A 22,173-nucleotide genomic window follows, 5' to 3' on the forward strand; every position below is an offset into this window, starting at 1 on the left:
CCGGTAAAGTACCGCACGATTTAACGCTCAGGCCCTCGGGTCTGGGCCTTGTCGTCCGCAAGTCTGCCCGCTGCACATCACTTGCCGACGATAAAAGATTTCCTACAGCTGCGTCGTTTTCGTCAACTTTGGAGTGTTTACAACAATGGCTAAAATCGTCGACATCAAAGGTCGTGAAGTTCTCGACTCCCGTGGCAATCCCACCGTGGAAGCGGACGTGCTTCTCGACAACGGCATCATCGGCAGCGCCTGCGCGCCGTCCGGTGCTTCCACTGGCTCGCGTGAAGCGCTCGAGCTGCGTGATGGCGACAAAAGCCGTTACCTGGGCAAGGGCGTACTGAAGGCCGTTGCCAACATCAATGGTCCGATCCGCGACCTGTTGAAAGGTACAGACCCAAGCGACCAGAAAGCGCTGGATCTGGCGATGATCAAGCTCGACGGTACTGAAAACAAGGCAACCCTGGGCGCCAACGCGATCCTCGCCGTTTCCCTGGCTGCGGCCAAGGCAGCTGCACAGGACCAGGATCTGCCGCTGTACGCTCACATTGCCAACCTGAACGGCACCCCGGGTGTTTACTCGATGCCGGTTCCGATGATGAACATCATCAACGGTGGCGAGCACGCCGACAACAACGTCGATATCCAGGAATTCATGGTTCAGCCAGTAGGCGCCAAGACTTTCTCGGAAGGTCTGCGCATGGGCACCGAGATTTTCCATCACCTCAAAGCCGTGCTGAAGGCCCGTGGCCTGAGCACTGCCGTCGGTGACGAAGGTGGTTTCGCGCCGAACCTGGCCTCCAACGAAGACGCTTTGAAAGTGATCTCCGAAGCCGTGGCCAATGCCGGTTACAAGCTGGGCACCGACGTGACCCTGGCTCTGGACTGCGCGGCCAGCGAATTCTACGAAGACGGTAAATACAACCTGTCGGGCGAAGGCCAAGTCTTCACCGCTGAAGGTTTTGCTGATTACCTGAAAGGTCTGACCGAGCGTTACCCAATCATTTCCATCGAAGACGGTCTGGACGAGTCCGACTGGGCTGGCTGGAAAATCCTCACCGACAAGATCGGCGAGAAGACCCAGCTGGTAGGCGACGACCTGTTCGTGACCAACACCAAGATCCTGAAAGAAGGCATCGACAAAAAGATCGCCAACTCGATCCTGATCAAGTTCAACCAGATCGGCACCCTGACCGAAACCCTGGAAGCCATCCAGATGGCCAAGGCCGCTGGTTACACCGCCGTGATCTCGCACCGCTCCGGCGAAACCGAAGACTCGACCATTGCCGACCTGGCTGTGGGCACCTCGGCTGGCCAGATCAAGACCGGCTCCCTGTGCCGCTCCGATCGCGTTTCCAAGTACAACCAACTGCTGCGTATCGAAGAGCAGTTGAACGGCAAAGCCAAGTACAACGGCCGCAGCGAATTCCGCGGCTAACCAGTACATAGTAAAAAAGACACCGGATTGTGTCGGAAAAATCGCTGCGGCGACGTTTTTACCACTAATCTGATGCCTTATAAGCACAAGCCTGGTTCATCCAGGCTTCGTGCTATCAGTAGCTTCATGTTTTGGTATGGCTGTCTTTTTTCACTGGATACCTGATATTCGATGCGCAGTCCCAATTGGTTGTTCCTCGTTTTGCTCCTGCTGCTGGCTGGCCTGCAGTACCGCCTGTGGGTGGGCAATGGCAGTCTGGCGCAAGTGGCCGAACTGACTCAGCAGATCGCGGATCAGCACGCTGAGAACGAGTCGTTGCTGGAGCGCAATCGGGTGATGGACGCTGAAGTCAGCGAGTTGAAAAAGGGCATGGAGACTGTTGAAGAGCGGGCTCGCCATGAGCTGGGCATGGTCAAGGACGGTGAAACCCTTTACCAGCTGGCGCAATGAACGTGTCTCTACCGGCCTTCTGGGCCGTGATTCCTGCCGCGGGCGTCGGTGCCCGTATGGCCGCAGACCGTCCCAAGCAATACCTGCAATTGGGCGGGCGCACTATTCTCGAACACAGCCTCGGCTGTTTCCTTGATCACCCGGCCCTCAAGGGGTTGGTGGTCAGTCTTGCTGTTGATGATCCTTACTGGCCGAACCTGGCGTGTGCTTCCGATCGGCGCATTCAACGCGTTGACGGCGGTGCCGAGCGTTCCGGATCGGTACTCAATGCGTTGCTGCACTTGCATGCGTTAGGTGCGGACGATGAGGATTGGGTGTTGGTGCACGATGCTGCCCGGCCCAATCTGAGTCGCGATGATCTGGACAAGTTGCTGGGCGACCTGGCGGAGGATCCGGTGGGTGGACTGCTGGCGGTGCCGGCACGGGATACCTTGAAACGGGTCGATAAGCAGGGGCGTGTGGTGGAAACCGTGGATCGCAGCGTGATCTGGCAAGCCTATACGCCGCAGATGTTCCGTCTTGGCGCATTGCATCGCGCGCTGGCGGACAGCCTGGTGGCCGACGCCGTCATTACCGACGAAGCTTCGGCCATGGAGTGGGCGGGGATGGCGCCGCGCCTGATCGAAGGGCGCGCCGATAATCTCAAGGTCACTCGCCCTGAAGATTTGGAGTGGTTGCGTCAACGTTGGGCTAACCGAGGCTAGTCGATCCTAACCCCGATATTCGGGTCTTTCGGCCAATCCTTCCTTCAGATAATCGACCAGTTTGCGCACCTTGGGCGACAGATGCCGTTGCTGTGGATAAAGCGCCCACACCGCAGTGTTCGGCGGCTGATGCGCCTCCAATAGCGAAATCAACGCACCGCTTTTCAAATGCTCCAGCACGTAATAATCCGGCAGCTGGCATAACCCTACGCCCTGTAGCGCCGCATCCAGCACCGCTTGCCCACTGTTACAGCGCCAGTTTCCCTGGACGCGCTGGGAAAATTCCCGCCCGTTCTGTTCCAGTTGCCAGAGATCGGAGCTGCCGATCAGGCAGTTATGACGGCTCAATTCCGACAAACTGTGTGGGCGACCATAACGTTCCAGGTAGGAAGGCGACGCGCAAAGAAACATGCGCCGTGGCGCGAGGCGGGTGGCGACCAGTCGCGAGTCCTGCAAGCGACCCAGGCGGATGGCCAGGTCCAGGCCCTCATGCACCAGATCGAGCTGGCGATTGCTCAGTTCAATGTCGATCCGCAACTGCGGATAGAGCCCCATGAAACGCGTGACCAGTGGCACGATAAAGCGTTCGCCGTAGGCTACGGCGCAGGTCATGCGCAACATGCCCTTGGGCTCGCTGGTCAAGTCGCCGACCGCGCGCAACGCCTCCTCGCGACCGTCCTGCAAACGCTGGCAATGTTGCAAAAAAGTTTGCCCGGCTTCGGTCAGCGCGACCCGGCGCGTACTGCGATAGAGCAAGCGGGTTTGCAGGCGTTCTTCCAGTCGTACGATTTGTCGACTGATGTGGGAGGAAGAAACCCCCAGGCGTTCGGCGGCAGCGGTGAACTGACTGCATTCGGCGACCGCGACAAATTCGTCGATACCTTCCCAGCGATTTTCGGACATCCTGGATTATCCCTGTGTAGCAATAATGTTTTGCTTTTGTCCGGATTATTCACCGTAAGGCGCTGTAATACACTCCCTGTCTCGTTTTTATTCACTGGAGAATCACCATGATCAAGTCGCGCGCCGCCGTTGCCTTCGAGGCCAAGAAACCTCTGGAGATTGTTGAAGTCGATGTCGCCATGCCCAAGGCCGGTGAAGTGTTGCTGCGCGTGGTGGCTTCCGGTGTTTGCCATACCGATGCCTACACCCTGTCCGGTGCCGACCCGGAAGGTATCTTTCCGTCGATTCTCGGTCACGAAGGTGGTGCGATTGTCGAAGCCATTGGCGAGGGCGTGACCTCTGTGGCCGTCGGCGACCATGTGATCCCGCTGTACACCCCTGAATGCCGTCAGTGCAAATTCTGTCTGTCGGGCAAAACCAACCTTTGCCAGGCAATTCGCGCAACTCAGGGCAAAGGTCTGATGCCGGATGGCACTTCGCGTTTTTCCTACAAGGGTGAAACGATTTTCCACTACATGGGCACTTCGACTTTTTCCGAGTACACCGTGTTGCCGGAAATCTCCGTGGCCAAGATCGCTAAAGAAGCACCCCTGGAAAAAGTCTGCCTGTTGGGTTGTGGTGTCACCACCGGCATCGGCGCAGTCCTCAACACTGCCAAGGTGAAACCCGGTGATACCGTGGCCATTTTCGGCCTTGGCGGTATCGGTCTGTCGGCTGTCATCGGTGCAGTCAAAGCCAAGGCCGGCCGTATCATTGCCATCGATATCAACCCGGCCAAATTTGAAATCGCCAAACAGTTGGGTGCAACCGACTGCGTGAACCCGAAAGACTTCGACCGTCCGATTCAGGAAGTCATCGTCGACATGACCGATGGTGGCGTCGACTTCTCCTTCGAATGCATCGGCAATGTCCAATTGATGCGTGCCGCACTGGAGTGCTGCCACAAGGGATGGGGCGAGTCGGTCATCATCGGTGTGGCCGGTGCCGGTCAGGAAATCTCCACCCGTCCGTTCCAGTTGGTCACCGGTCGCGTCTGGCGCGGTTCGGCGTTCGGTGGCGTGCGCGGCCGTACCGAGTTGCCAAGCTACGTGGAAATGGCCGAAACCGGGGAAATCCCGTTGGACACCTTCATCACCCACACCATGGGCCTGGAAGATATAAACAAGGCTTTCGACCTGATGCATGAAGGAAAAAGCATCCGCACCGTCATCCATTTCTGAGGTCAGCCATGAGCCTGGAAAATATTTCCTGCCAGAAAAGCTTCGGCGGCTGGCACAAGCGTTACCGGCATCGCTCAGACGTGCTCGGCTGCGACATGGTGTTTGCCGTGTACCTGCCGCCGCAGGCGGAGCAGGGCGGTCAACTGCCGGTGCTGTACTGGCTGTCCGGCCTGACCTGCACCGACGAGAACTTCATGCAGAAGGCCGGCGCGATGCGCATGGCTGCCGAGCTGGGATTGATCATCGTTGCACCGGACACCAGCCCTCGTGGTCCGGAGGTGGCGGGCGATCCGGAAGGCGCCTGGGACTTCGGTCTCGGCGCAGGTTTTTATCTGAATGCCACGCAGGAACCCTGGTCGCGTCACTATCGGATGCATGACTACGTCGTGCAGGAATTGCCTGCCTTGGTTGAGGCTCATTTCCCTGCGTCGGACAAGCGCGGCATCAGCGGTCACTCCATGGGCGGACACGGTGCGTTGGTCTGCGCCTTGCGCAACCCGGGGCGTTATCTCTCGGTGTCGGCGTTTTCGCCGATCAACAATCCGATGGACTGCCCTTGGGGGCAGAAGGCTTTTTCCCGATACCTCGGGGAAGACCGTTCCAAGTGGCGCGAGTGGGATGCCTGCGCATTGATTGCCGAGGCTGACGAGAAGTTGCCGCTGTTGGTCGATCAGGGTGATCGCGATGATTTCCTGGCCACTCAGCTTAAGCCCGAAGCCTTGCAACAGGTCGCCAAACTGGCCGGTCATCCGCTGACGTTGCGCTTGCAGCCCGGCTATGACCACAGCTATTTCTTCATCGCCAGTTTCATCGATGATCACTTGCGGCATCACGCGCATGCTTTAGTGCCCCGTCTCGCAAGTACTGTTCCTTTTTGACGGCGTCTGTTGTCGTCAAAAGAGGAACGTACTTGTGAGACAGGACACTAGCCGCTCAATAGCAGGTAGAATCTTGCCCTGACAAAAATCGGGGCGTTTTTTTATGCGTATTGGCCACGGCTATGATGTGCACCGTTTCGCTGAAGGCGATTTCATCACTTTGGGCGGCGTGCGCATTGCACACGGCTTCGGGCTGCTCGCCCATTCCGACGGTGACGTCCTGCTCCACGCCTTGAGCGATGCCTTGCTCGGCGCGGCTGCGCTGGGTGACATCGGCAAGCATTTCCCGGACACCGACCCGCAATTCAAGGGCGCCGACAGCCGTGGGCTGTTGCGTCATGTCGTCGCACTGATTCACGCCAAGGGCTGGAAGATCGGCAACGTCGATAACACCATCGTCGCCCAGGCGCCGAAAATGGCCCCGCATATCGAATCGATGCGCGCGCTGATTGCCGCGGATCTTCAAGTTGAGTTGGATCAAGTGAACGTCAAGGCTACCACTACCGAAAAGCTTGGCTTTGTCGGTCGCGAAGAAGGCATTGCGGTACATTCCGTTGCCTTGTTGCTGCGCGCATGAACGAACTGCAATTGCTCGGCCCGCGGGCCTATGGTGAAGCCCTCGGCACCGCAGTCTTGAAAGCCATCGCGGAAGATTTTCAGGTCGACGAAGTCCTTGATATCCCTTTGAGCGGTGATGGCGAACACCTGTGGATCTGGGTGGAAAAACGCGGCCTGAATACGGAAGAAGCAGCGCGGCGCATTGCCAAGGCCGCTGGCGTGCCATTGCGCACCGTCAGCTATGCCGGGCTCAAGGATCGCCAGGCGCTGACACGACAGTGGTTCAGCGTGCAGTTGCCGGGCAAGGCCGATCCGGATCTGTCGGCGGCAGAAAACGACACGCTGAAAATCCTCAAGACCAGTCGGCACAAACGCAAGCTGCAACGCGGCGCCCACTCGGCCAATGGCTTTACTTTGCGCCTGACGCAGTTCGCCGGCGACAAGGCGGCCATTGAAGAGCGCCTGCAGTTGATCGCCCAACAAGGCATCCCCAACTATTTCGGCGCCCAGCGCTTCGGGCACGATGGCGGCAATGTGGTCGATGCCCGCGCCTGGGCTGCGCGCAAGGCCTTGCCAGAGCAACGCAACGTCAGGTCGCGCCTGCTCTCCACAGCCCGTAGTTTTCTGTTCAACCAGGTGTTGGCCGCCCGTGTCGCCGATGGCACCTGGCAGCGCGCCCAAGTGGGTGATTTGCTGGCATTCACCGATAGCCGCAGCTTCTTTCCGGCCGGTGAGGCCGAGTGCAGCGACCCGCGTCTGGCGATTCTCGATCTGCATCCGACCGGCCCGCAGTGGGGCGAAGGTGACTCGCCGACCGCGGGCGCTGTCCATGAACTGGAGCAGGCAATCGCCGCCCGCGAAGCCGACCTTCGCGATTGGTTGATTAACGCCGGAATGAGCCACGAACGTCGCATCCTGCGACTGCCCATAGCCGGGTTGACGTGGCATTATCCCGAGCCTGACATTCTGCAACTGGAATTCGTCCTGCCGGCCGGATGCTTCGCCACTGTATTGGTGCGCGAACTCGTTGATCTGGTGCCGGTGGGGCAAACGGACAGCCCATGCGTATTCTGATTTCAAACGACGATGGGGTAACCGCACCCGGTCTCGCCGCGCTTTATGCTGCGCTGGCGGATTACACCGAGTGCGTGGTTATCGCCCCGGACCAGGACAAAAGCGGCGCCAGCAGCTCATTGACGCTCGACCGTCCGTTGCACCCGCAGACGCTGACCAATGGCTTTATCAGCGTGAATGGCACGCCGACCGATTGCGTGCACCTGGGCCTCAATGGCTTGCTGGAGCGTGAAGCGGATATGGTGGTGTCCGGGATCAACCTGGGCGCCAACCTGGGGGACGATGTCCTGTATTCCGGAACCGTGGCGGCCGCGCTCGAAGGGCGTTTCCTGGCACGCCCTTCGTTCGCCTTTTCGTTGGTCTCACGACAAGTCGAGAACCTTCCAACGGCAGCGTACTTTGCGCGCAAACTGGTCGAAGCTCATGCTGAACTTGAACTTCCTCCGCGTACGGTATTGAACGTGAACATTCCGAATTTGCCGCTGGCCCACATCCGCGGTATCCAGTTGACCCGTCTCGGCCATCGCGCCCGTGCGGCGGCGCCGACGCAGGTGGTCGACCCGCGAGGCAAGGCCGGATACTGGATCGCGGCTGCCGGGGATGCCGAGGACGGCGGTCCGGGCACTGATTTTCATGCGGTCATGCAGGGCTATGTGTCCATTACCCCATTGCAACTGGATCGTACCTTCAATGACGCCTTCAGAAGTCTCGATGGCTGGCTGGAGGGGCTGCGCTAATGTCTCGTGAGCACGACGATATGCTGCGTCGCGGCATCGGGATGACGTCGCAACGGACCCGTGAGCGCCTTATCCAGCGTTTGTACGAGGAAGGGTTGTCGAACGCCAAGGTGCTGGAAGTCATCCGCCGCACACCTCGTCACTTGTTCGTCGACGAAGCGCTGGCGCACCGCGCCTACGAAGATACGGCGCTGCCGATCGGGCATAACCAGACCATTTCCCAGCCTTATATGGTGGCGCGCATGAGCGAGCTGCTACTGGAAGCCGGCCCATTGGACAAAGTGCTGGAAATCGGAACGGGGTCGGGTTATCAGACGGCTGTTTTGTCGCAGCTGGTCGAACGAGTGTTTTCCGTCGAGCGCATCAAAGTCCTTCAGGATCGCGCCAAGGAACGCCTGGTTGAATTGAACCTGCGCAATGTGGTGTTTCGTTGGGGCGATGGCTGGGAAGGCTGGCCGGCGCTGGCGCCGTACAATGGCATTATCGTGACAGCGGTGGCGACCGATGTCCCGCAGGCGCTCCTCGATCAACTGGCACCCGGCGGGCGTATGGTGATCCCGGTGGGGTCGGGAGAGGTTCAGCAGTTGCTGCTGATCATTCGAGAAGAACACGGCTTTTCCAGGCGCGTTCTGGAGGCGGTGCGCTTCGTTCCGTTGCTCAACGGGCCACTGGCCTGAGCATTTGTTTCGGCCCGCTGAATTCTCCTCGATTGCCTTTGTCTTATAGCGGCGTCGATCAGTTAAACAGGTTGTTTTATCGGGCAGCAAACGTGTGCGCGAAGCCATTTCGCTTCATTAAAGGTAAAGCGTGCCCGGCCCGTTATACTTGCGACACTTCATGCCTAAACACGGCAAATCACATTTTCAGCCACCATAAAGGGAGCGGCGGGTGAGTCTCACAGTCATTGCGCAGCGTATGGGTATAACGAGCTTTCAGCGCCTGGTGACTGGCCTTGTCTTGAGCACCTTGCTGGTCGGATGTTCCAGCAACAAATCCAGCGATGTACGCGTGGTCGATCGCAACAATGCCGTGGCCCAGCGTCCGGCCGTGACGACGGGGCAGTACGTCGTTCGCCCCAAAGACACCCTGTTTTCCATTGCCTTTCGCTATGGCTGGGACTACAAGGCCCTGGCGGCGCGCAACAACATTCCTGCGCCTTATACGATCCATCCGGGTCAGACGATTCGCTTCGACGGACGCAGCGATTCAACGTCGACAACGACAGTCAGTTCGTCAAATTCAACGCCATCGTCCTCGATTAAAACCACGGTGATCCGTCGTCCGGTAAACGGTTCGACCACCACTGCGCCGACGGTGGTACCGTCCGTCGCCAACAAGCCGGCTCCCGAACCATTGCCTCCCCCGGGCCCGGCCCCGACCGGCTGGGGATGGCCATCTAATGGCATTTTAATTGGAAAATTCTCTTCAAACGGTAGTTTGAATAAAGGAATTGATATCGCCGGGGATTTGGGACAGCCTGTTTTAGCTGCGTCTGATGGGACTGTCGTATACGCCGGGAGTGGCTTAAGGGGCTACGGCGAATTAGTGATCATCAAACACAGCGAAACCTACGTCAGTGCCTACGGACACAACCGCAGGCTGTTGGTTCGGGAGGGGCAGCAGGTCAAGGTCGGACAGACAATTGCCGAAATGGGGTCAACGGGTACGGACCGGGTGAAACTGCATTTTGAGATTCGCCGGCAAGGTAAACCTGTAGATCCGCTGCAATTCCTGCCACGTCGTTGATCGCTTACCAGCCTGTTCCATCGTAGAGGGGACAGGCTCCAGCGTTGCCAAGGATAAAGGCGCCGCTTGAGCTTGAGGTCGAACTCACCAAAGGACTATAACAATGGCTCTCAGTAAAGAAGTGCCGGAGTTTGACATCGACGATGAGGTTCTCCTTATGGAGACCGGCATCGGTACGGATTCGATGTCGAATGATGAAGGGGCGGCTCCACCTTCCGTTCGTGCCAAATCCAAACACTCCGCGTCGTTAAAGCAGCACAAATACATTGATTACACGCGTGCACTCGATGCCACGCAGCTGTATCTCAATGAAATCGGTTTTTCCCCATTATTGTCCCCCGAAGAAGAAGTTCATTTTGCGCGCCTGTCGCAAAGTGGCGATCCGGCCGGACGCAAACGCATGATCGAAAGTAACTTGCGGCTGGTAGTGAAAATTGCCCGGCGTTACGTCAATCGCGGTTTGTCGTTGCTGGATCTGATCGAGGAGGGCAACCTGGGGTTGATCCGCGCGGTAGAGAAATTTGACCCTGAACGCGGCTTCCGCTTCTCGACCTACGCAACCTGGTGGATTCGTCAAACCATCGAACGCGCAATCATGAATCAGACCCGGACCATCCGGTTGCCGATTCATGTGGTCAAAGAGCTCAACGTGTACCTGCGGGCCGCACGGGAGCTGACGCAAAAACTCGACCATGAACCCTCACCCGAAGAAATAGCCAACCTGCTGGAAAAACCGGTAGGTGAGGTCAAGCGCATGCTGGGCCTGAACGAGCGGGTTTCTTCGGTCGACGTCTCGCTGGGTCCGGATTCGGATAAAACCCTGCTGGATACCCTTACTGACGATCGCCCAACCGATCCATGCGAACTGTTGCAGGATGACGACCTGTCCCAGAGCATCGATCAGTGGCTTTCAGAGTTGACCGACAAGCAGCGCGAAGTGGTGGTGCGGCGTTTCGGTCTGCGCGGCCACGAAAGCAGCACCCTTGAAGACGTAGGCCTTGAGATTGGCCTGACTCGGGAACGAGTCAGACAGATTCAGGTTGAAGGCCTGAAGCGTCTTCGGGAGATTCTGGAGAAAAACGGCCTGTCCAGCGAGTCGCTGTTCCAGTAACTGTCTCGTAGCTAAAAAAGCCCCGACTGGTTCGGGGCTTTTTGTTGTTGGAGATAAAACGACTGCATCCCCGGGCATGACCTCTGGTTCGTAGTCTTGCGTTGTAAGTCATTGCTTACTCTTTCGTAAGTGTTCGTTATTTTTCCAGGGCAGTCGTCGGTTATACATCTGACAGAGAAGATCTATCCCATTGAAACGTAGGTAAAAAACTTAAGATTTACGATATATGACAAGCCGGGCCAGCCCCGGAGCCCGATTGCTCTTACCGCTGAACGCTCTAGTATTCGGGCTGTGTCGACGGACAGACACGCCCTTCAAGGACGAAGGGAAGGGACATCGCAGGAAGCGATTCATCAGGACGATGAAAAGGAACAAAGGGAATAAGGAAAAAATGTGGGCGGGTCAAACCGCCCCTTTTTTTTCGCCCATGGAAAAGCAAAAAGGCCCACAACAGACTGTGTGAAAACCTAGCAATCTGTCCGGCCCTTTAAGAGAATGCTCCGTATCGAAAGATACGGAGCATTTTTCGTTATGGCCTACATACAAGGAGAGTCCCGTAGCCAGACCAGCCTGTTCCCGGTCTCGCTGGAGGAACTGATCCCTGAAGATCACCTCGTACGGGTCATCGACCTGTATGTCGCCAAGCTCGATCTGGGCCAGCTCGGTTTTGAGAAAGCTCAGCCCAAGGCCACTGGGCGCCCTGCTTACGACCCCGCCGATCAGCTCAAGCTCTATCTCTATGGCTATTTTCAGCGCATTCGCTCGTCGCGGCGCCTAGAAGCTGAGTGCCAACGCAACATCGAAGTGATGTGGTTGATCAACCGGCTTAAACCCGACTTCAAGACCATCGCCGACTTTCGCAAGAACAACAAAGTAGCTTTCGTTACGACGTGCCGAGCTTTTGTGCAGTTCTGCCGATCCGTCGGCTTGATTGCGGGTGATCTGGTTGCGATCGACGGCAGTAAGTTTCAGGCTGTCGCTTCCTCGCGACGCCACCTGAATTTGAATCAGCTCAAGCGTCAGGAGGAGAAGCTGGATAAGCGGATTGCCCAATACCTGGCTGACCTGGATGCCGCTGATAAAGCAGAGGGCGAGCAAGTGGTCGATCGCACTGCGATCAAGGCGGCACTGGCGAAGCTTGAGGCCAAGCAGCAAGACAACCGTAGTTGCCAAGCTTTGATGAAGTCGATGGGGCTGGAGCAATTCAACACGCACGAAAGCGATGCCCGAATGATGCGCACGCCAAAGGGGGCGCGTGTTGCCTATAACGTGCAAACAGCCGTGGACGCAGAGCACTGTCTGATTTTGCACCATGAGGTGACGCAAGATGGTGACGACCGCAAACAGCTTGAACCCATAGCTAAAGCTGCCAAGGCCGAACTGGGGCAGGACACGCTGACCGTGACAGCCGATATGGGCTACTCAAATGGCCAGCAATTCCAGGCGTGCGAGGAGGCCTCCATTACCGTGTACGTGCCGCCAAACCGAACTTCGAACCCAGGCGGAGAGACATTATTCGAGCGCCAGGACTTTACCTATGACGCTGAACAGGATCGATACCAGTGCCCGGCAGGTCAATGGCTAACCCTGAAGCAGCGTTACAAAGGCGACCGGATCTACCAGGCGGCAGTCAGCGACTGCACTGGATGTGCGCTGAAAGCCCAATGTACAACGGCTCAGCGCCGCTATGTCTCACGTCACGCACAAGAGGAAGCCTTTGAGCGTATGGCACAGCGGATGCAACTGCATCCAGAGATGATGGAGCGACGCAGATCCATCGTGGAGCACCCGTTTGGCAATCTCAAACAATGGCTATTTGGGAACGGGCGGTTCTTGCTACGACAACTTGAAGGGACGAAAGCTGAAATGGCCCTGGCCGTGACCGCGTACAATTTCAAGCGGGCGATCAGTGTCCTGGGAGCCAAGAAAATGATGCAACTAATGGGCTGAAGAGCCTTTTTCAGCACAAAAACAAACGCCCCGAACAAGTCGGGGCGTTTGGTCTAAGGTCTGTCAGTGTGTTTTCACACAGTCTGACAAGGGGCCTTTTCGTAAACGCGGGGGTAATCAGCGTTCGAGATCTTTGATCTTGCCTTTGACGCCATCCCACTCTTCGGCATCGGGCAACGATTCTTTCTTCTCGGTGATGTTAGGCCAGATTTCAGCCAGCTCAACGTTGAGCTGAATGAATTCCTGCATCTCTTCCGGGACTTCATCTTCGGAGAAGATGGCCACGGCAGGGCATTCGGGTTCGCACAGTGCGCAGTCGATGCACTCATCCGGGTGAATCACCAGGAAATTCGGGCCTTCGTAAAAGCAGTCCACCGGACACACTTCTACGCAGTCGGTGTACTTGCACTTGATGCAGTTGTCGGTGACGACGAAGGTCATTTCTAATTTTCTCCTCAGGCGGCGGCAGCGGAGCCCCTTCACGTTGGGGTCGCCAGGTTTGAGAGCGATAGTCTGCAGGCCAGGCTATAGCCTGCAGCATCCCAAACCGCGCGAGATTCTAACAGCTTGCAAGCTTATGCGTTAGATCCGTGTCTTTAGTGTATAGAGCATTTCGAGCGCGCGACGCGGCGTCATGTCATCCAGGTCGAGTTTTGCCAGTTCATCCAGTACCGGATGGGGCAGGCTGGCGAACATATCGCTTTGTTGCGGCGCGGCCGGCTTGCCTTTGGCGGGCTTGGGCGCCTCATGCGGCAGGGCGGTATCTTCCAGGCGGCTCAAATGCTCTCGGGCACGCAAGATCACTTCACTCGGCACGCCGGCCAGTTGCGCAACCGCCAGGCCATAGCTTTGGCTGGCAGGCCCCGGCAGGACGTGGTGCAGGAACACGATACGTTCATTGTGCTCGGTGGCATTGAGGTGCACGTTGGCCACCAACGGCTGGGCTTCCGGCAGGACCGTCAGTTCAAAGTAGTGGGTGGCGAACAGGGTATAGGCCTGCAGGTGCGCCAGGCGCTCCGCTGCCGCCCACGCCAGGGAGAGACCATCGAAAGTACTGGTGCCACGCCCGACTTCATCCATCAGCACCAGGCTGCGCTCGGTGGCGTTGTGCAGGATGTTGGCGGTTTCGCTCATTTCGACCATGAAAGTCGAACGTCCGCCTGCCAGATCGTCACTGGAGCCGATCCGGGTGAATATGCGGTCGACCAGGGACAGCTCACAACTGGCCGCCGGCACGAAGCTGCCGATGTGTGCCAGCAGCACGATCAGCGCGGTTTGCCTCATATAGGTGGATTTACCGCCCATGTTCGGACCGGTAATCACCAGCATCCGAGTGTTATCGTCCAGGCTCAGGTCGTTGGCGACAAACGGTGTGGTCAGAACTTGCTCAACTACCGGGTGACGCCCCTGGGTAATGCGCATGCACGGCTCGCTGACGAAGCGCGGGCAGTTCAGGTCGAGGTTCAATGCGCGCTCGGCCAGGTTGCTCAGCACGTCCAGCTCGGCCAGCGCCGCAGCGGTATCCTGCAGCGGTGGCAACTGTGTAATCAGGTCTTCGAGCAGCGCTTCGTAGAGCATTTTTTCCCGCGCCAGGGCACGGCTCTTGGCCGAAAGCGCCTTGTCTTCGAAGGCTTTCAGTTCCGGTGTAATGAAGCGTTCGGCGCCTTTGAGCGTCTGGCGGCGGATGTAGTCAGCCGGTGCTGATTCGGCCTGCTTGCTTGGCAGTTCGATGAAGTAACCGTGAATGCGGTTGTAGCCAACTTTCAGGTGCGAGAGGCCGGTGCGGGCCTTTTCTCGTGCTTCGAGGTCAATCAGGAACTGCCCGGCGTTCTCGCTGAGTGATTGCAGTTCATCGAGCTCACTGTCGTAACCGGTCTTCAATACACCGCCATCGCGAATCACTGCTGGCGGATTGTCGATGATGGCTTTTTCCAGCAATGCCGCCAATTCCGGGTAGGTACTGGTGGTCTTGGCCAGTTGGATAATGTGCGGGGCTTCAAGCTCAGTCATCGCCACTTGCAATTGCGGCAGTGCACCGAGGGCGTCGCGCAATCGCGCAAGGTCACGCGGGCGAGCGTTGCGCAGGCCGATTCGCGCGAGAATTCGCTCGATGTCGCCGATTTCCTTGAGCTGCGGTTGCAGCTTCTCGAAACGATAGCCGTCGAGCAGGCAGGTGATCGACGTCTGGCGGGCCAGCAATACCGTGAGGTCGCGTAGCGGGCGGTTCAGCCAACGGGTCAGAAGGCGGCTGCCCATGGCCGTCTGGCAACGGTCGACCACCGATTGCAGAGTGTTGTCACGACCGCCGGCCAGGTTGGTGTCCAACTCCAGGTTGCGCCGGCTTGCGCCGTCGAGTACGACGGTGTCGTCCAGGCGTTCATGACGCAAGCTGCGCAGGTGTGGGAGTGCGGTGCGCTGGGTTTCTTTCGCGTAAGCCAGCAGGCAACCGGCGGCGCCGATGGCCAGGGTCAGGTTTTCGCAACCGAAGCCTTTCAGATCCTGGGTAGCGAATTGCTGGCAAAGACTTTTCAGCGCCGAATCACGCTCGAAATCCCACGGCGCACGGCGACGCACCCCGCGACGTTTTTCCGCCGGAAGGTCTTTCGGCCAGTCATCCGGTATCAAAAGCTCCACCGGATTGACCCGCTCCAGTTCCGCCAGCAGGTTTTCCCAGCCTTTGATTTCCAGCACACTGAAATTGCCGCTGGTGATGTCCAGCACTGCCAGACCGAACAGGCGTTCGTCACCCAGTACCGCGGCGATCAGGTTGTCTCGACGCTCATCCAGCAGCGCTTCGTCGCTCACTGTCCCCGGCGTGATGATCCGTACGACCTGGCGATCCACCGGCCCTTTGCTGGTCGCCGGGTCGCCAACCTGTTCACAGATCACCACCGACTCGCCAAGCTTCACCAATTTCGCCAAATAACCTTCGGCGGCGTGGTAAGGAATTCCGCACATCGGAATCGCTTGCCCGGCCGACTGCCCACGGGCGGTCAGGGTGATGTCCAGCAGCTTGGCGGCCTTCTTCGCGTCTTCATAGAAGATCTCGTAGAAGTCGCCCATGCGGTAGAACATCAACTGATCAGGGTGCTGGTTCTTCAGGCGCCAGTACTGCTGCATCATCGGCGTGTGGGAGGACAGGTCGGAAAGGGCTTTATTCATCGGGAATCGGAAAACTCATTGAAAGGTGTGGGGCAAAAGCGGGGCAATCGCCGGGCTTTTCCGCAATGGGCGCAAGATTAACATGGGCGGTCCGCCGGACGCAGGCATGAACGCCTCGCGGCTTGCTTCTACTAATTTATGCAATTATGCATTTGTCTTCCGGGAACAGAACAAGCACTATGTGGGGTATGCAAAAACGCAACGTTTCTACCGTCTTAAGAGCACTGCTCGACCAGCACGGGATCTCCCCCACGGAGCTTTACCGTCGCACTGGCGTGCCTCAATCCACCCTCTCGCGGATCCTCAGCGGGAAGATCGTCGACCCGTCGGATAAACACATCTCGAAGATCGCCGAGTACTTCGCCGTGAGCACCGATCAGTTGCGCGGTCGCGCAGATGTCGCGTCGGCCTACCATGGGAGACGCGATGAATTGCATCCTGAACTCAAGGACATCAGTCTGTGGGACGACGATACCCCTGTCGATGACGACGAGGTGTCGGTCCCCTTTCTTCGAGAAGTTGAATTGGCTGCGGGATCGGGAAGATTCGTCATCGAAGAGAGTGAGCGCTCTAGTCTGCGCTTCGGCAAGCGCAGCTTGCGCCATAATGGTGTGCAATTCGACCAGGCCAAATGCGTGACCGTGCGTGGCAATAGCATGCTGCCTGTGCTGCGCGACGGCGCCACGGTCGGGGTCAATGCCGGCAAGTGCGGGATTGGCGACATCGTCGATGGCGACCTCTATGCCATCAACCACAACGGTCAACTGCGGGTGAAACAGCTTTATCGCCTGCCTACCGGAATTCGGCTGCGCAGCTTCAATCGCGAAGAACACCCGGACGAGGACTACACCTTCCAGGAAATCCAGGAGGAGCAAATCGTCATCCTCGGTCATGTCTTCTGGTGGGGCATGTACGCCCGATAATCTTGTCACTGTCAGATGAACCCGTCATCAGGCGGGTTTTTTTTCGCCTGCCAAAAGGCCCGGCATCCCTGTTTATGGGCGTTTTTGTGCGCTGGTGCATTTTTAATGTATGAGCAAATGCATTTTGTCATTGACTGAATATGCATTGATGCATAAATTTGCTGTCAAGGCGTTCTATAAAGCAGATCTAACCGAAGTTCTCTGCGTATCTAAAGCAAGGCTGCGTAATGGTTAAGTGCACTTGCACATCGCCCATCAATTACCCCAGGAGGCGTGACATGACAATTGAGCAACAAGCGTTGTTGGACATGCCAATCTGGCTGGTCATCGTGCTTGCCTTAGTGGGTGGGCTGTCAGGTGAAATGTGGCGCGCCGACAAGGATGGCGCTCGTGGCTGGACGCTGCTGCGACGGCTGGTCCTGCGCTCCGGGGCCTGTATGGTCGGCGGGGTCTCGGCGATCATGCTGTTGTATGCCGCCGGCCTGTCGATCTGGGTCGCAGGCGCCTTCGGGTGCCTCACCGCGATGGCTGGTGCGGACGTGGCGATCGGTCTTTATGAGCGTTGGGCGGCCAGGCGGATTGGCATTTGTGAAATGCCGCCCCGAGATTCCCGTCCGGACCAACAATGAATCCCGTCGATACACCCAAACGCGTGACTGCGTTTCTTGCGCGGGTCGGTCACGAGTCGTACCTATCTCAGAGCGCGTGCTCGCTAACATTTCGATCGACTCCGTAACTTGCAAGCATGGTTCGCTCGTGTACGGTAGGTCTCATTCCGCCCGATCAGGAGATGACTGTGAAAGAAATCACACAACTGGCCGCCGAACTCGGCAGACGCTTGCAGGTTCTCAACGCCCATGTCACCGCAGCAGAGTCCTGTACGGGCGGCGGAATTTCCGAAGCGATAACCCGGATCCCGGGTAGTTCGGCATGGTTCGAGGCGGGTTACGTTACTTACTCCAACCGCCAGAAGACCCAGCAGTTGAATGTCCCTGCCGAGTTGTTTTCAACAGTGGGGGCGGTCAGTCGCGAGGTCGTCGAAGCCATGGTCCGTGGCGCACAGGAAAAAAGCCATGCGCGTTTTGCCGTGGCGGTCAGCGGCATCGCCGGGCCGGACGGCGGCTCGCCAGGCAAACCAGTGGGCACCGTATGGCTGGCCTGGGGCGTGGGCGAGCAAGTGTTCAGTGAGTTGCAACACTTCCCGGGCAACCGCGACGAAGTTCGCCGACAAACGGTGAAGGCCGCGCTAGAGGGGCTGCTGCGACATGCCGCCGGAGAAATCTCAAATCAGGGGTAGGCGATCCTCGAACGCTGTGGAATAATACTGTCTACTTATACAGGTGTTGGCCGTCAGGCCTTATTGATTACGTGAGGACTTTAATGGACGACAACAAGAAGAAAGCCTTGGCTGCGGCCCTGGGTCAGATCGAACGTCAATTCGGCAAGGGTGCCGTAATGCGTATGGGCGATCAGGACCGTCAGGCGATTCCATCCATCTCCACCGGCTCTTTGGGGCTGGATATCGCATTGGGCATTGGCGGTCTGCCAAAAGGCCGTATTGTTGAAATCTACGGTCCTGAATCTTCCGGTAAAACCACACTGACCTTGTCCGTGATCGCCCAGGCTCAAAAAGCTGGCGCGACGTGCGCATTCGTCGATGCTGAACACGCCCTCGATCCTGAATACGCCGGCAAGCTGGGCGTCAACGTCGACGACCTGCTGGTTTCCCAGCCGGACACCGGCGAGCAAGCACTGGAAATCACCGACATGCTGGTGCGTTCCAATGCCGTTGACGTGATCATCGTCGACTCCGTGGCGGCGCTGGTGCCAAAAGCAGAAATCGAAGGCGAAATGGGTGACATGCACGTGGGCTTGCAAGCCCGTCTGATGTCCCAGGCGCTGCGTAAGATCACTGGTAACATCAAGAACGCCAACTGCCTGGTGATCTTCATCAACCAGATCCGTATGAAAATCGGCGTGATGTTCGGCAGCCCGGAAACTACCACGGGTGGTAACGCACTGAAATTCTATGCTTCGGTTCGTCTGGATATCCGCCGTACTGGCGCAGTGAAAGAAGGTGACGAAGTCGTTGGTAGCGAGACCCGCGTCAAGGTTGTGAAGAACAAGGTGGCTTCGCCGTTCCGGCAGGCCGAGTTCCAGATTCTTTACGGCAAGGGCATCTACCTCAATGGCGAGATGATCGACCTGGGTGTTTTGCACGGTTTCGTTGAAAAATCCGGTGCATGGTATGCCTACAACGGCACCAAGATCGGTCAGGGTAAAGCCAACTCGGCCAAGTTCCTGGCGGATAACCCGGAAGTTGCTGCGGCCCTTGAGAAACAACTTCGCGACAAACTGCTGACCCCAGCGCCGGACGTCAAGGCTTCGCCAGTCAAAGAGACTGAAGATGACCTGGCTGACGCTGATATCTGATAGAACCGATGACCGCCGTACTCGATACCCTCGTCGCGGTGCGGCGAACCGCAATGGACCTGCTCGCACGTCGCGAGCATGGTCGAGTCGAGCTGACGCGCAAGCTGCGTCAGCGCGGCGCTCTCCCTGAAATGATCGAAACAGCACTCGACCGATTGACGGAAGAGGGGCTGTTATCTGAATCCCGTTATCTCGAAAGCTTCGTTTCCTACCGAGCTCGCTCCGGTTACGGTCCCATGCGCATTCGCGAAGAGTTGAGCCAGCGTGGCCTGCAGCGCAGCGATATCGACCTTGCGTTGCGCGAGAGCGGAATAGACTGGCAGGTACATCTGGAAGACACCTGGCGGCGCAAGTTTTCCGGGCATTTGCCAATCGACACCCGGGAGCGTGCCAAACAAGGCAGGTTCCTGGCGTATCGGGGGTACTCCATGGAAATGATCAGCCGCTTGTTCAGTGGCCGAGGGATGGATGATTGACTGAAACGGCTCGCTATTGCATAGCGGGCCGTTTTTTTATGCCTCAGATAACCTTTGACGTTTCACGAGTGTGCTGTTGCACCTGAGGTTGGGACTGCGCCCAGTTTTCCGGCAGATTGATGTAATCCACCAGTTCTCGCAGCCGGCCATGATCACGGGCATTGAAGTTGAATGCCAGTCTTGCCAGATGACTGAACTCGGCTTCGTCATGTTCCTCGCTGCTGTAGACGTGTTGATGGAAATGATCGCTCAGGCAAAGATCGGCGAACGCCACTTGCATGTGTTCGAGCGCCCGGTCACTGAGTGTGTGATTCATGCGAATCAGGAATTGATGCTTGAGCCAGCGGCTGGAGTGGAAGTTGCTGTAGAACTGGTTGATGTGCTCTACCGCTTCATCGACGCAGTAGACCAGTTTCACCAGTTTCATATCAGTGGGCAGGATGTAGCGGTTTTCCACCAATTGCTGGTGAATGAAGTCTAACGCGACCTGCCAGAATTTGCCGCCGGGAGCGTCCAGCAGCACGACCGGCACCAATGGCGTTTTTCCGGTCTGGATCAGCGTCAGTACTTCCAGTGCTTCATCCAGCGTGCCAAAGCCACCTGGGCATAGCACCAGCGCGTCGGCTTCCTTGACGAAGAACAGTTTGCGCGTGAAGAAGAAGTGGAAGGGCAGCAGGTTGGTGGTGCCGTTGACGGTCGGGTTGGCGTGTTGTTCGAAGGGCAGAGTGATGTTGAAGCCCAGGCTGTGTGTCAGGCCAGCCCCTTCATGGGCTGCGGCCATGATACCGCCACCGGCACCGGTGATAACCATCAGATCTGAGCGGGCCAGTGCGGCGCCGAGTTCACGGGCCATTCCGTACAGCGGATGCTCTATAGGCGTACGGGCCGAGCCGAAAACAGTGACTTTACGCCGTCCTTTGAACTGCTCCAGTACGCGGAAGGCCTGCTCCAATTCGCGCAGGGTTTGAAGGGTGATTTTGGCATTCCAGCGGTTGTGGTCTTCCTGGGCCATGCGCAGCACGGTCAGGATCATGTCGCGGTAAATCGGAATATTCGGGCTGTTGGGTGAGACCAGGTTGAGTTGTTCTTCGACCTTGTTGATGAGGTCGTGGCCGCTTTGTTCAAAATGACGGCTCAAGAGGTCATTCGGTTGGTAAGGCATTCAACTTCTCCTTCTGCACAGAACCTTCGGTAGCGACGAATTCGTTCGTCGCCACCACGACACCTCTTGTGTCGTTGTCTGCCCAAGCCCATGCCTGGGCGATCCACATAACCCGAATGATTGGCGGGTCATCCATAGAGGTTCTGTTTTTCCTTGGATTGAAGAAACGTTCGCACAACGCAATACGTTACGGGCGGCCCCTTTCCTGCCCTGAAAAAGTGATTGTGGATACGTTGAAATTTAGACCCTCGCGGAAATTTTCGCTGCCTTGATCATTGCGCCGCAAAGTCTTTCCTGGCAACCGCTTATTGACGATTTGCGAGGTGGTTTCACCACTCGTCTGAAGGCACGCCCAAGGAGCAGCATTCTGATTAACTAACCTACAGGTGTATCACGACAACTTGGCGTCAAGGGTAGGCGCACCGTACGAGCGGTTTAAGGATTTGTCGCTCAAAAGAGCGAGGAGCAAGGAGGCGGGAGCCATGGCCAGAGTCATTCTGGAAATAGAGATCGATACGCAACTGTATCGATTGCTGAAGTCATCAGCCGAGACCAATCATCTAAGTCTTGAGGAGGAGTGCTGCCGGCGTCTTATGGACGCGGAGCGGCGTTCACGTTACTTGCAGGCGTTGGTGGCGGAATTGCGCGCCGAAGATGAACAGCGGCGCGCCAAGTCTCACTGATTACTTTTTCTTCTGAGGGGCTTTCGGGCAATCCGATTCCTGGTAGCTGGCAGAGCCGACCGCGCGATTGGTCTTCACTTCGGTGAAGTCGTAACGCATGGTTGCACCTTTGGCCATCAGCTTGCGGTACGACGGGTTGTTGCATACCGCGGCACCGAGTTGGAAATACACGGCTTTTGGATCGGCGCGCATCTTGTTGGCGTGGCTGCTTTGTACGCTCAGATGGTTAATCAGCGTCGTTCCCTCGACGGTATAGCCCTGATCGAGAATGTCTTCATTGATCGCCCGTGGAGTGCCAACACTGCTTTGGGTGGCGACGTTCTGCAGCTCTTTGTTCAGATTCTGTTCACTCAGGGACGCAGCCTGGGCATTGAAGGACGCCGCCAGCAAAATGGCAGCGGTGGGAACGATAAGGCGCAGCATGAAACTCTCCTGATTCAGTGACTGAGTGCTTCGACCAGTCACGTGACTGTGCGTTCAGTGGCGGTGAATTATAGGGGAGGTGGTCGGGACGGTACAGGATTGCGCTCATCGCTCTGTTAAACTGCCGACTTTTATTGCCTTGCCG

The 22,173-nt window shown here is 57.4% G+C and carries 23 protein-coding genes; 18 read left to right on the forward strand and 5 right to left on the reverse strand.

What is annotated here, in order from left to right; translation table 11 throughout:
• The first annotated feature begins 145 nt into the window (after window positions 1-145).
• The 3 genes from eno to ispD all read left to right on the forward strand — a co-directional run bounded on the left by eno (window position 146) and on the right by ispD (window position 2,589).
• Window positions 146-1,435, forward strand: coding sequence for a phosphopyruvate hydratase (gene eno, locus ACGJAX_RS11930; RefSeq protein ID WP_090316970.1), 1,290 nt, complete (start codon window positions 146-148; stop codon window positions 1,433-1,435).
• A 171-nt stretch (window positions 1,436-1,606) separates the two neighbouring features.
• Window positions 1,607-1,885, forward strand: coding sequence for a cell division protein FtsB (gene ftsB / locus ACGJAX_RS11935; protein ID WP_047526337.1), 279 nt, complete (start codon window positions 1,607-1,609; stop codon window positions 1,883-1,885).
• The gene (gene ispD, locus ACGJAX_RS11940) at window positions 1,882-2,589 is read left to right on the forward strand and encodes a 2-C-methyl-D-erythritol 4-phosphate cytidylyltransferase (protein ID WP_247254875.1); all 708 of its coding nucleotides are present in this window, start codon (window positions 1,882-1,884) and stop codon (window positions 2,587-2,589) included. The genes ftsB and ispD overlap by 4 nt, the downstream gene beginning before the upstream one ends.
• A gap of 6 nt (window positions 2,590-2,595) precedes the next feature.
• Here the strand turns inward: ispD and ACGJAX_RS11945 are convergent, their stop codons facing one another.
• Window positions 2,596-3,492 carry a LysR substrate-binding domain-containing protein gene (locus ACGJAX_RS11945; RefSeq protein ID WP_090316976.1) on the reverse strand — a complete coding sequence of 299 codons (897 nt, stop codon included), beginning with the start codon at window positions 3,490-3,492 and terminating at the stop codon, window positions 2,596-2,598.
• Window positions 3,493-3,599: 107 nt separating this feature from the next.
• On the opposite strand from ACGJAX_RS11945, the gene ACGJAX_RS11950 reads away from it, so the two are divergent.
• The 9 genes from ACGJAX_RS11950 to ACGJAX_RS11990 all read left to right on the forward strand — a co-directional run bounded on the left by ACGJAX_RS11950 (window position 3,600) and on the right by ACGJAX_RS11990 (window position 12,766).
• Window positions 3,600-4,712, forward strand: a complete 1,113-nt coding sequence (locus ACGJAX_RS11950) for an S-(hydroxymethyl)glutathione dehydrogenase/class III alcohol dehydrogenase (protein WP_248916830.1) — start codon at window positions 3,600-3,602, stop codon at window positions 4,710-4,712.
• Between the two features lie 8 nt (window positions 4,713-4,720).
• Window positions 4,721-5,590, forward strand: a complete 870-nt coding sequence (gene fghA, locus ACGJAX_RS11955) for an S-formylglutathione hydrolase (RefSeq protein ID WP_390959058.1) — start codon at window positions 4,721-4,723, stop codon at window positions 5,588-5,590.
• A gap of 103 nt (window positions 5,591-5,693) precedes the next feature.
• Window positions 5,694-6,167: a 2-C-methyl-D-erythritol 2,4-cyclodiphosphate synthase gene (gene ispF / locus ACGJAX_RS11960; RefSeq protein WP_390959060.1), complete on the forward strand. Its 474-nt coding sequence runs from the start codon at window positions 5,694-5,696 to the stop codon at window positions 6,165-6,167.
• Window positions 6,164-7,222 carry a tRNA pseudouridine(13) synthase TruD gene (gene truD / locus ACGJAX_RS11965; protein ID WP_090316985.1) on the forward strand — a complete coding sequence of 353 codons (1,059 nt, stop codon included), beginning with the start codon at window positions 6,164-6,166 and terminating at the stop codon, window positions 7,220-7,222. Before ispF ends, truD begins: the two co-directional genes overlap by 4 nt.
• On the forward strand, window positions 7,210-7,959 hold the full coding sequence (surE, locus tag ACGJAX_RS11970; RefSeq protein WP_247254872.1) for a 5'/3'-nucleotidase SurE: 750 nt from the start codon (window positions 7,210-7,212) through the stop codon (window positions 7,957-7,959). Before truD ends, surE begins: the two co-directional genes overlap by 13 nt.
• A gap of 41 nt (window positions 7,960-8,000) precedes the next feature.
• On the forward strand, window positions 8,001-8,636 hold the full coding sequence (locus tag ACGJAX_RS11975) for a protein-L-isoaspartate(D-aspartate) O-methyltransferase (RefSeq protein WP_247254909.1): 636 nt from the start codon (window positions 8,001-8,003) through the stop codon (window positions 8,634-8,636).
• Between the two features lie 211 nt (window positions 8,637-8,847).
• Window positions 8,848-9,705, forward strand: coding sequence for a peptidoglycan DD-metalloendopeptidase family protein (locus ACGJAX_RS11980; protein ID WP_090316990.1), 858 nt, complete (start codon window positions 8,848-8,850; stop codon window positions 9,703-9,705).
• A gap of 103 nt (window positions 9,706-9,808) precedes the next feature.
• Entirely contained in the window at window positions 9,809-10,816 is a 1,008-nt protein-coding gene (gene rpoS / locus ACGJAX_RS11985; protein WP_059407844.1) for an RNA polymerase sigma factor RpoS, read from the forward strand.
• 531 nt (window positions 10,817-11,347) lie between these two features.
• Window positions 11,348-12,766, forward strand: a complete 1,419-nt coding sequence (locus tag ACGJAX_RS11990) for an IS1182-like element ISPfl3 family transposase (protein WP_390956034.1) — start codon at window positions 11,348-11,350, stop codon at window positions 12,764-12,766.
• A gap of 117 nt (window positions 12,767-12,883) precedes the next feature.
• Here the strand turns inward: ACGJAX_RS11990 and fdxA are convergent, their stop codons facing one another.
• Complete coding sequence (gene fdxA, locus ACGJAX_RS11995; RefSeq protein ID WP_007908827.1) at window positions 12,884-13,207, reverse strand: ferredoxin FdxA; 324 nt, start codon at window positions 13,205-13,207, stop codon at window positions 12,884-12,886.
• Between the two features lie 141 nt (window positions 13,208-13,348).
• A complete protein-coding gene (gene mutS / locus ACGJAX_RS12000; protein ID WP_390959064.1) occupies window positions 13,349-15,928 on the reverse strand; it encodes a DNA mismatch repair protein MutS in 2,580 nt (859 codons plus the stop codon).
• 188 nt (window positions 15,929-16,116) lie between these two features.
• Between mutS and ACGJAX_RS12005 the strand changes: the two genes are divergently transcribed.
• The 5 genes from ACGJAX_RS12005 (at window position 16,117) to recX (ending at window position 19,760) form a co-directional block, all read left to right on the forward strand.
• Window positions 16,117-16,851, forward strand: a complete 735-nt coding sequence (locus ACGJAX_RS12005; protein WP_248916828.1) for a S24 family peptidase — start codon at window positions 16,117-16,119, stop codon at window positions 16,849-16,851.
• A 278-nt stretch (window positions 16,852-17,129) separates the two neighbouring features.
• A complete protein-coding gene (locus ACGJAX_RS12010; RefSeq protein ID WP_390959066.1) occupies window positions 17,130-17,480 on the forward strand; it encodes a phage holin family protein in 351 nt (116 codons plus the stop codon).
• A gap of 167 nt (window positions 17,481-17,647) precedes the next feature.
• A complete protein-coding gene (locus tag ACGJAX_RS12015) occupies window positions 17,648-18,148 on the forward strand; it encodes a CinA family protein (RefSeq protein ID WP_090318348.1) in 501 nt (166 codons plus the stop codon).
• Between the two features lie 83 nt (window positions 18,149-18,231).
• Window positions 18,232-19,284 (forward strand): recombinase RecA, encoded by a 1,053-nt coding sequence (gene recA / locus ACGJAX_RS12020; protein ID WP_090317008.1) that lies wholly within the window; start codon window positions 18,232-18,234, stop codon window positions 19,282-19,284.
• An 8-nt stretch (window positions 19,285-19,292) separates the two neighbouring features.
• Window positions 19,293-19,760, forward strand: coding sequence for a recombination regulator RecX (gene recX, locus ACGJAX_RS12025; RefSeq protein ID WP_390959068.1), 468 nt, complete (start codon window positions 19,293-19,295; stop codon window positions 19,758-19,760).
• A gap of 43 nt (window positions 19,761-19,803) precedes the next feature.
• Here the strand turns inward: recX and ACGJAX_RS12030 are convergent, their stop codons facing one another.
• Window positions 19,804-20,922, reverse strand: coding sequence for a TIGR00730 family Rossman fold protein (locus ACGJAX_RS12030; RefSeq protein ID WP_390959070.1), 1,119 nt, complete (start codon window positions 20,920-20,922; stop codon window positions 19,804-19,806).
• A 482-nt stretch (window positions 20,923-21,404) separates the two neighbouring features.
• Here ACGJAX_RS12030 and ACGJAX_RS12035 point away from each other — a divergent pair, with 482 nt between their 5' ends.
• Window positions 21,405-21,605 (forward strand): hypothetical protein, encoded by a 201-nt coding sequence (locus ACGJAX_RS12035; protein WP_390959072.1) that lies wholly within the window; start codon window positions 21,405-21,407, stop codon window positions 21,603-21,605.
• Here ACGJAX_RS12035 and ACGJAX_RS12040 read toward each other — a convergent pair whose 3' ends face one another.
• Window positions 21,606-22,028 (reverse strand): PA3611 family quorum-sensing-regulated virulence factor, encoded by a 423-nt coding sequence (locus tag ACGJAX_RS12040; protein WP_247254865.1) that lies wholly within the window; start codon window positions 22,026-22,028, stop codon window positions 21,606-21,608. It lies immediately after the preceding gene.
• Between the last annotated feature and the right edge of the window lie 145 nt (window positions 22,029-22,173).

The sequence above is a fragment of the Pseudomonas moorei genome (genome assembly GCF_042846945.1).
In the GTDB taxonomy this organism is placed as follows: Bacteria; Pseudomonadota; Gammaproteobacteria; order Pseudomonadales; family Pseudomonadaceae; genus Aquipseudomonas; species Aquipseudomonas moorei.

Coding starts and splice junctions, on each gene's coding strand:
- eno (WP_090316970.1), top strand. CDS start 146: ATGGCTAAAATCGTCGACATCAAAGGTCGTGAAGTTCTCGACTCCCGT.
- ftsB (WP_047526337.1), top strand. CDS start 1,607: ATGCGCAGTCCCAATTGGTTGTTCCTCGTTTTGCTCCTGCTGCTGGCT.
- ispD (WP_247254875.1), top strand. CDS start 1,882: ATGAACGTGTCTCTACCGGCCTTCTGGGCCGTGATTCCTGCCGCGGGC.
- ACGJAX_RS11945 (WP_090316976.1), bottom strand. CDS start 3,492: ATGTCCGAAAATCGCTGGGAAGGTATCGACGAATTTGTCGCGGTCGCC.
- ACGJAX_RS11950 (WP_248916830.1), top strand. CDS start 3,600: ATGATCAAGTCGCGCGCCGCCGTTGCCTTCGAGGCCAAGAAACCTCTG.
- fghA (WP_390959058.1), top strand. CDS start 4,721: ATGAGCCTGGAAAATATTTCCTGCCAGAAAAGCTTCGGCGGCTGGCAC.
- ispF (WP_390959060.1), top strand. CDS start 5,694: ATGCGTATTGGCCACGGCTATGATGTGCACCGTTTCGCTGAAGGCGAT.
- truD (WP_090316985.1), top strand. CDS start 6,164: ATGAACGAACTGCAATTGCTCGGCCCGCGGGCCTATGGTGAAGCCCTC.
- surE (WP_247254872.1), top strand. CDS start 7,210: ATGCGTATTCTGATTTCAAACGACGATGGGGTAACCGCACCCGGTCTC.
- ACGJAX_RS11975 (WP_247254909.1), top strand. CDS start 8,001: ATGACGTCGCAACGGACCCGTGAGCGCCTTATCCAGCGTTTGTACGAG.
- rpoS (WP_059407844.1), top strand. CDS start 9,809: ATGGCTCTCAGTAAAGAAGTGCCGGAGTTTGACATCGACGATGAGGTT.
- ACGJAX_RS11990 (WP_390956034.1), top strand. CDS start 11,348: ATGGCCTACATACAAGGAGAGTCCCGTAGCCAGACCAGCCTGTTCCCG.
- fdxA (WP_007908827.1), bottom strand. CDS start 13,207: ATGACCTTCGTCGTCACCGACAACTGCATCAAGTGCAAGTACACCGAC.
- mutS (WP_390959064.1), bottom strand. CDS start 15,928: ATGAATAAAGCCCTTTCCGACCTGTCCTCCCACACGCCGATGATGCAG.
- ACGJAX_RS12005 (WP_248916828.1), top strand. CDS start 16,117: ATGCAAAAACGCAACGTTTCTACCGTCTTAAGAGCACTGCTCGACCAG.
- ACGJAX_RS12010 (WP_390959066.1), top strand. CDS start 17,130: ATGACAATTGAGCAACAAGCGTTGTTGGACATGCCAATCTGGCTGGTC.
- recA (WP_090317008.1), top strand. CDS start 18,232: ATGGACGACAACAAGAAGAAAGCCTTGGCTGCGGCCCTGGGTCAGATC.
- recX (WP_390959068.1), top strand. CDS start 19,293: ATGACCGCCGTACTCGATACCCTCGTCGCGGTGCGGCGAACCGCAATG.
- ACGJAX_RS12030 (WP_390959070.1), bottom strand. CDS start 20,922: ATGCCTTACCAACCGAATGACCTCTTGAGCCGTCATTTTGAACAAAGC.
- ACGJAX_RS12035 (WP_390959072.1), top strand. CDS start 21,405: ATGGCCAGAGTCATTCTGGAAATAGAGATCGATACGCAACTGTATCGA.
- ACGJAX_RS12040 (WP_247254865.1), bottom strand. CDS start 22,028: ATGCTGCGCCTTATCGTTCCCACCGCTGCCATTTTGCTGGCGGCGTCC.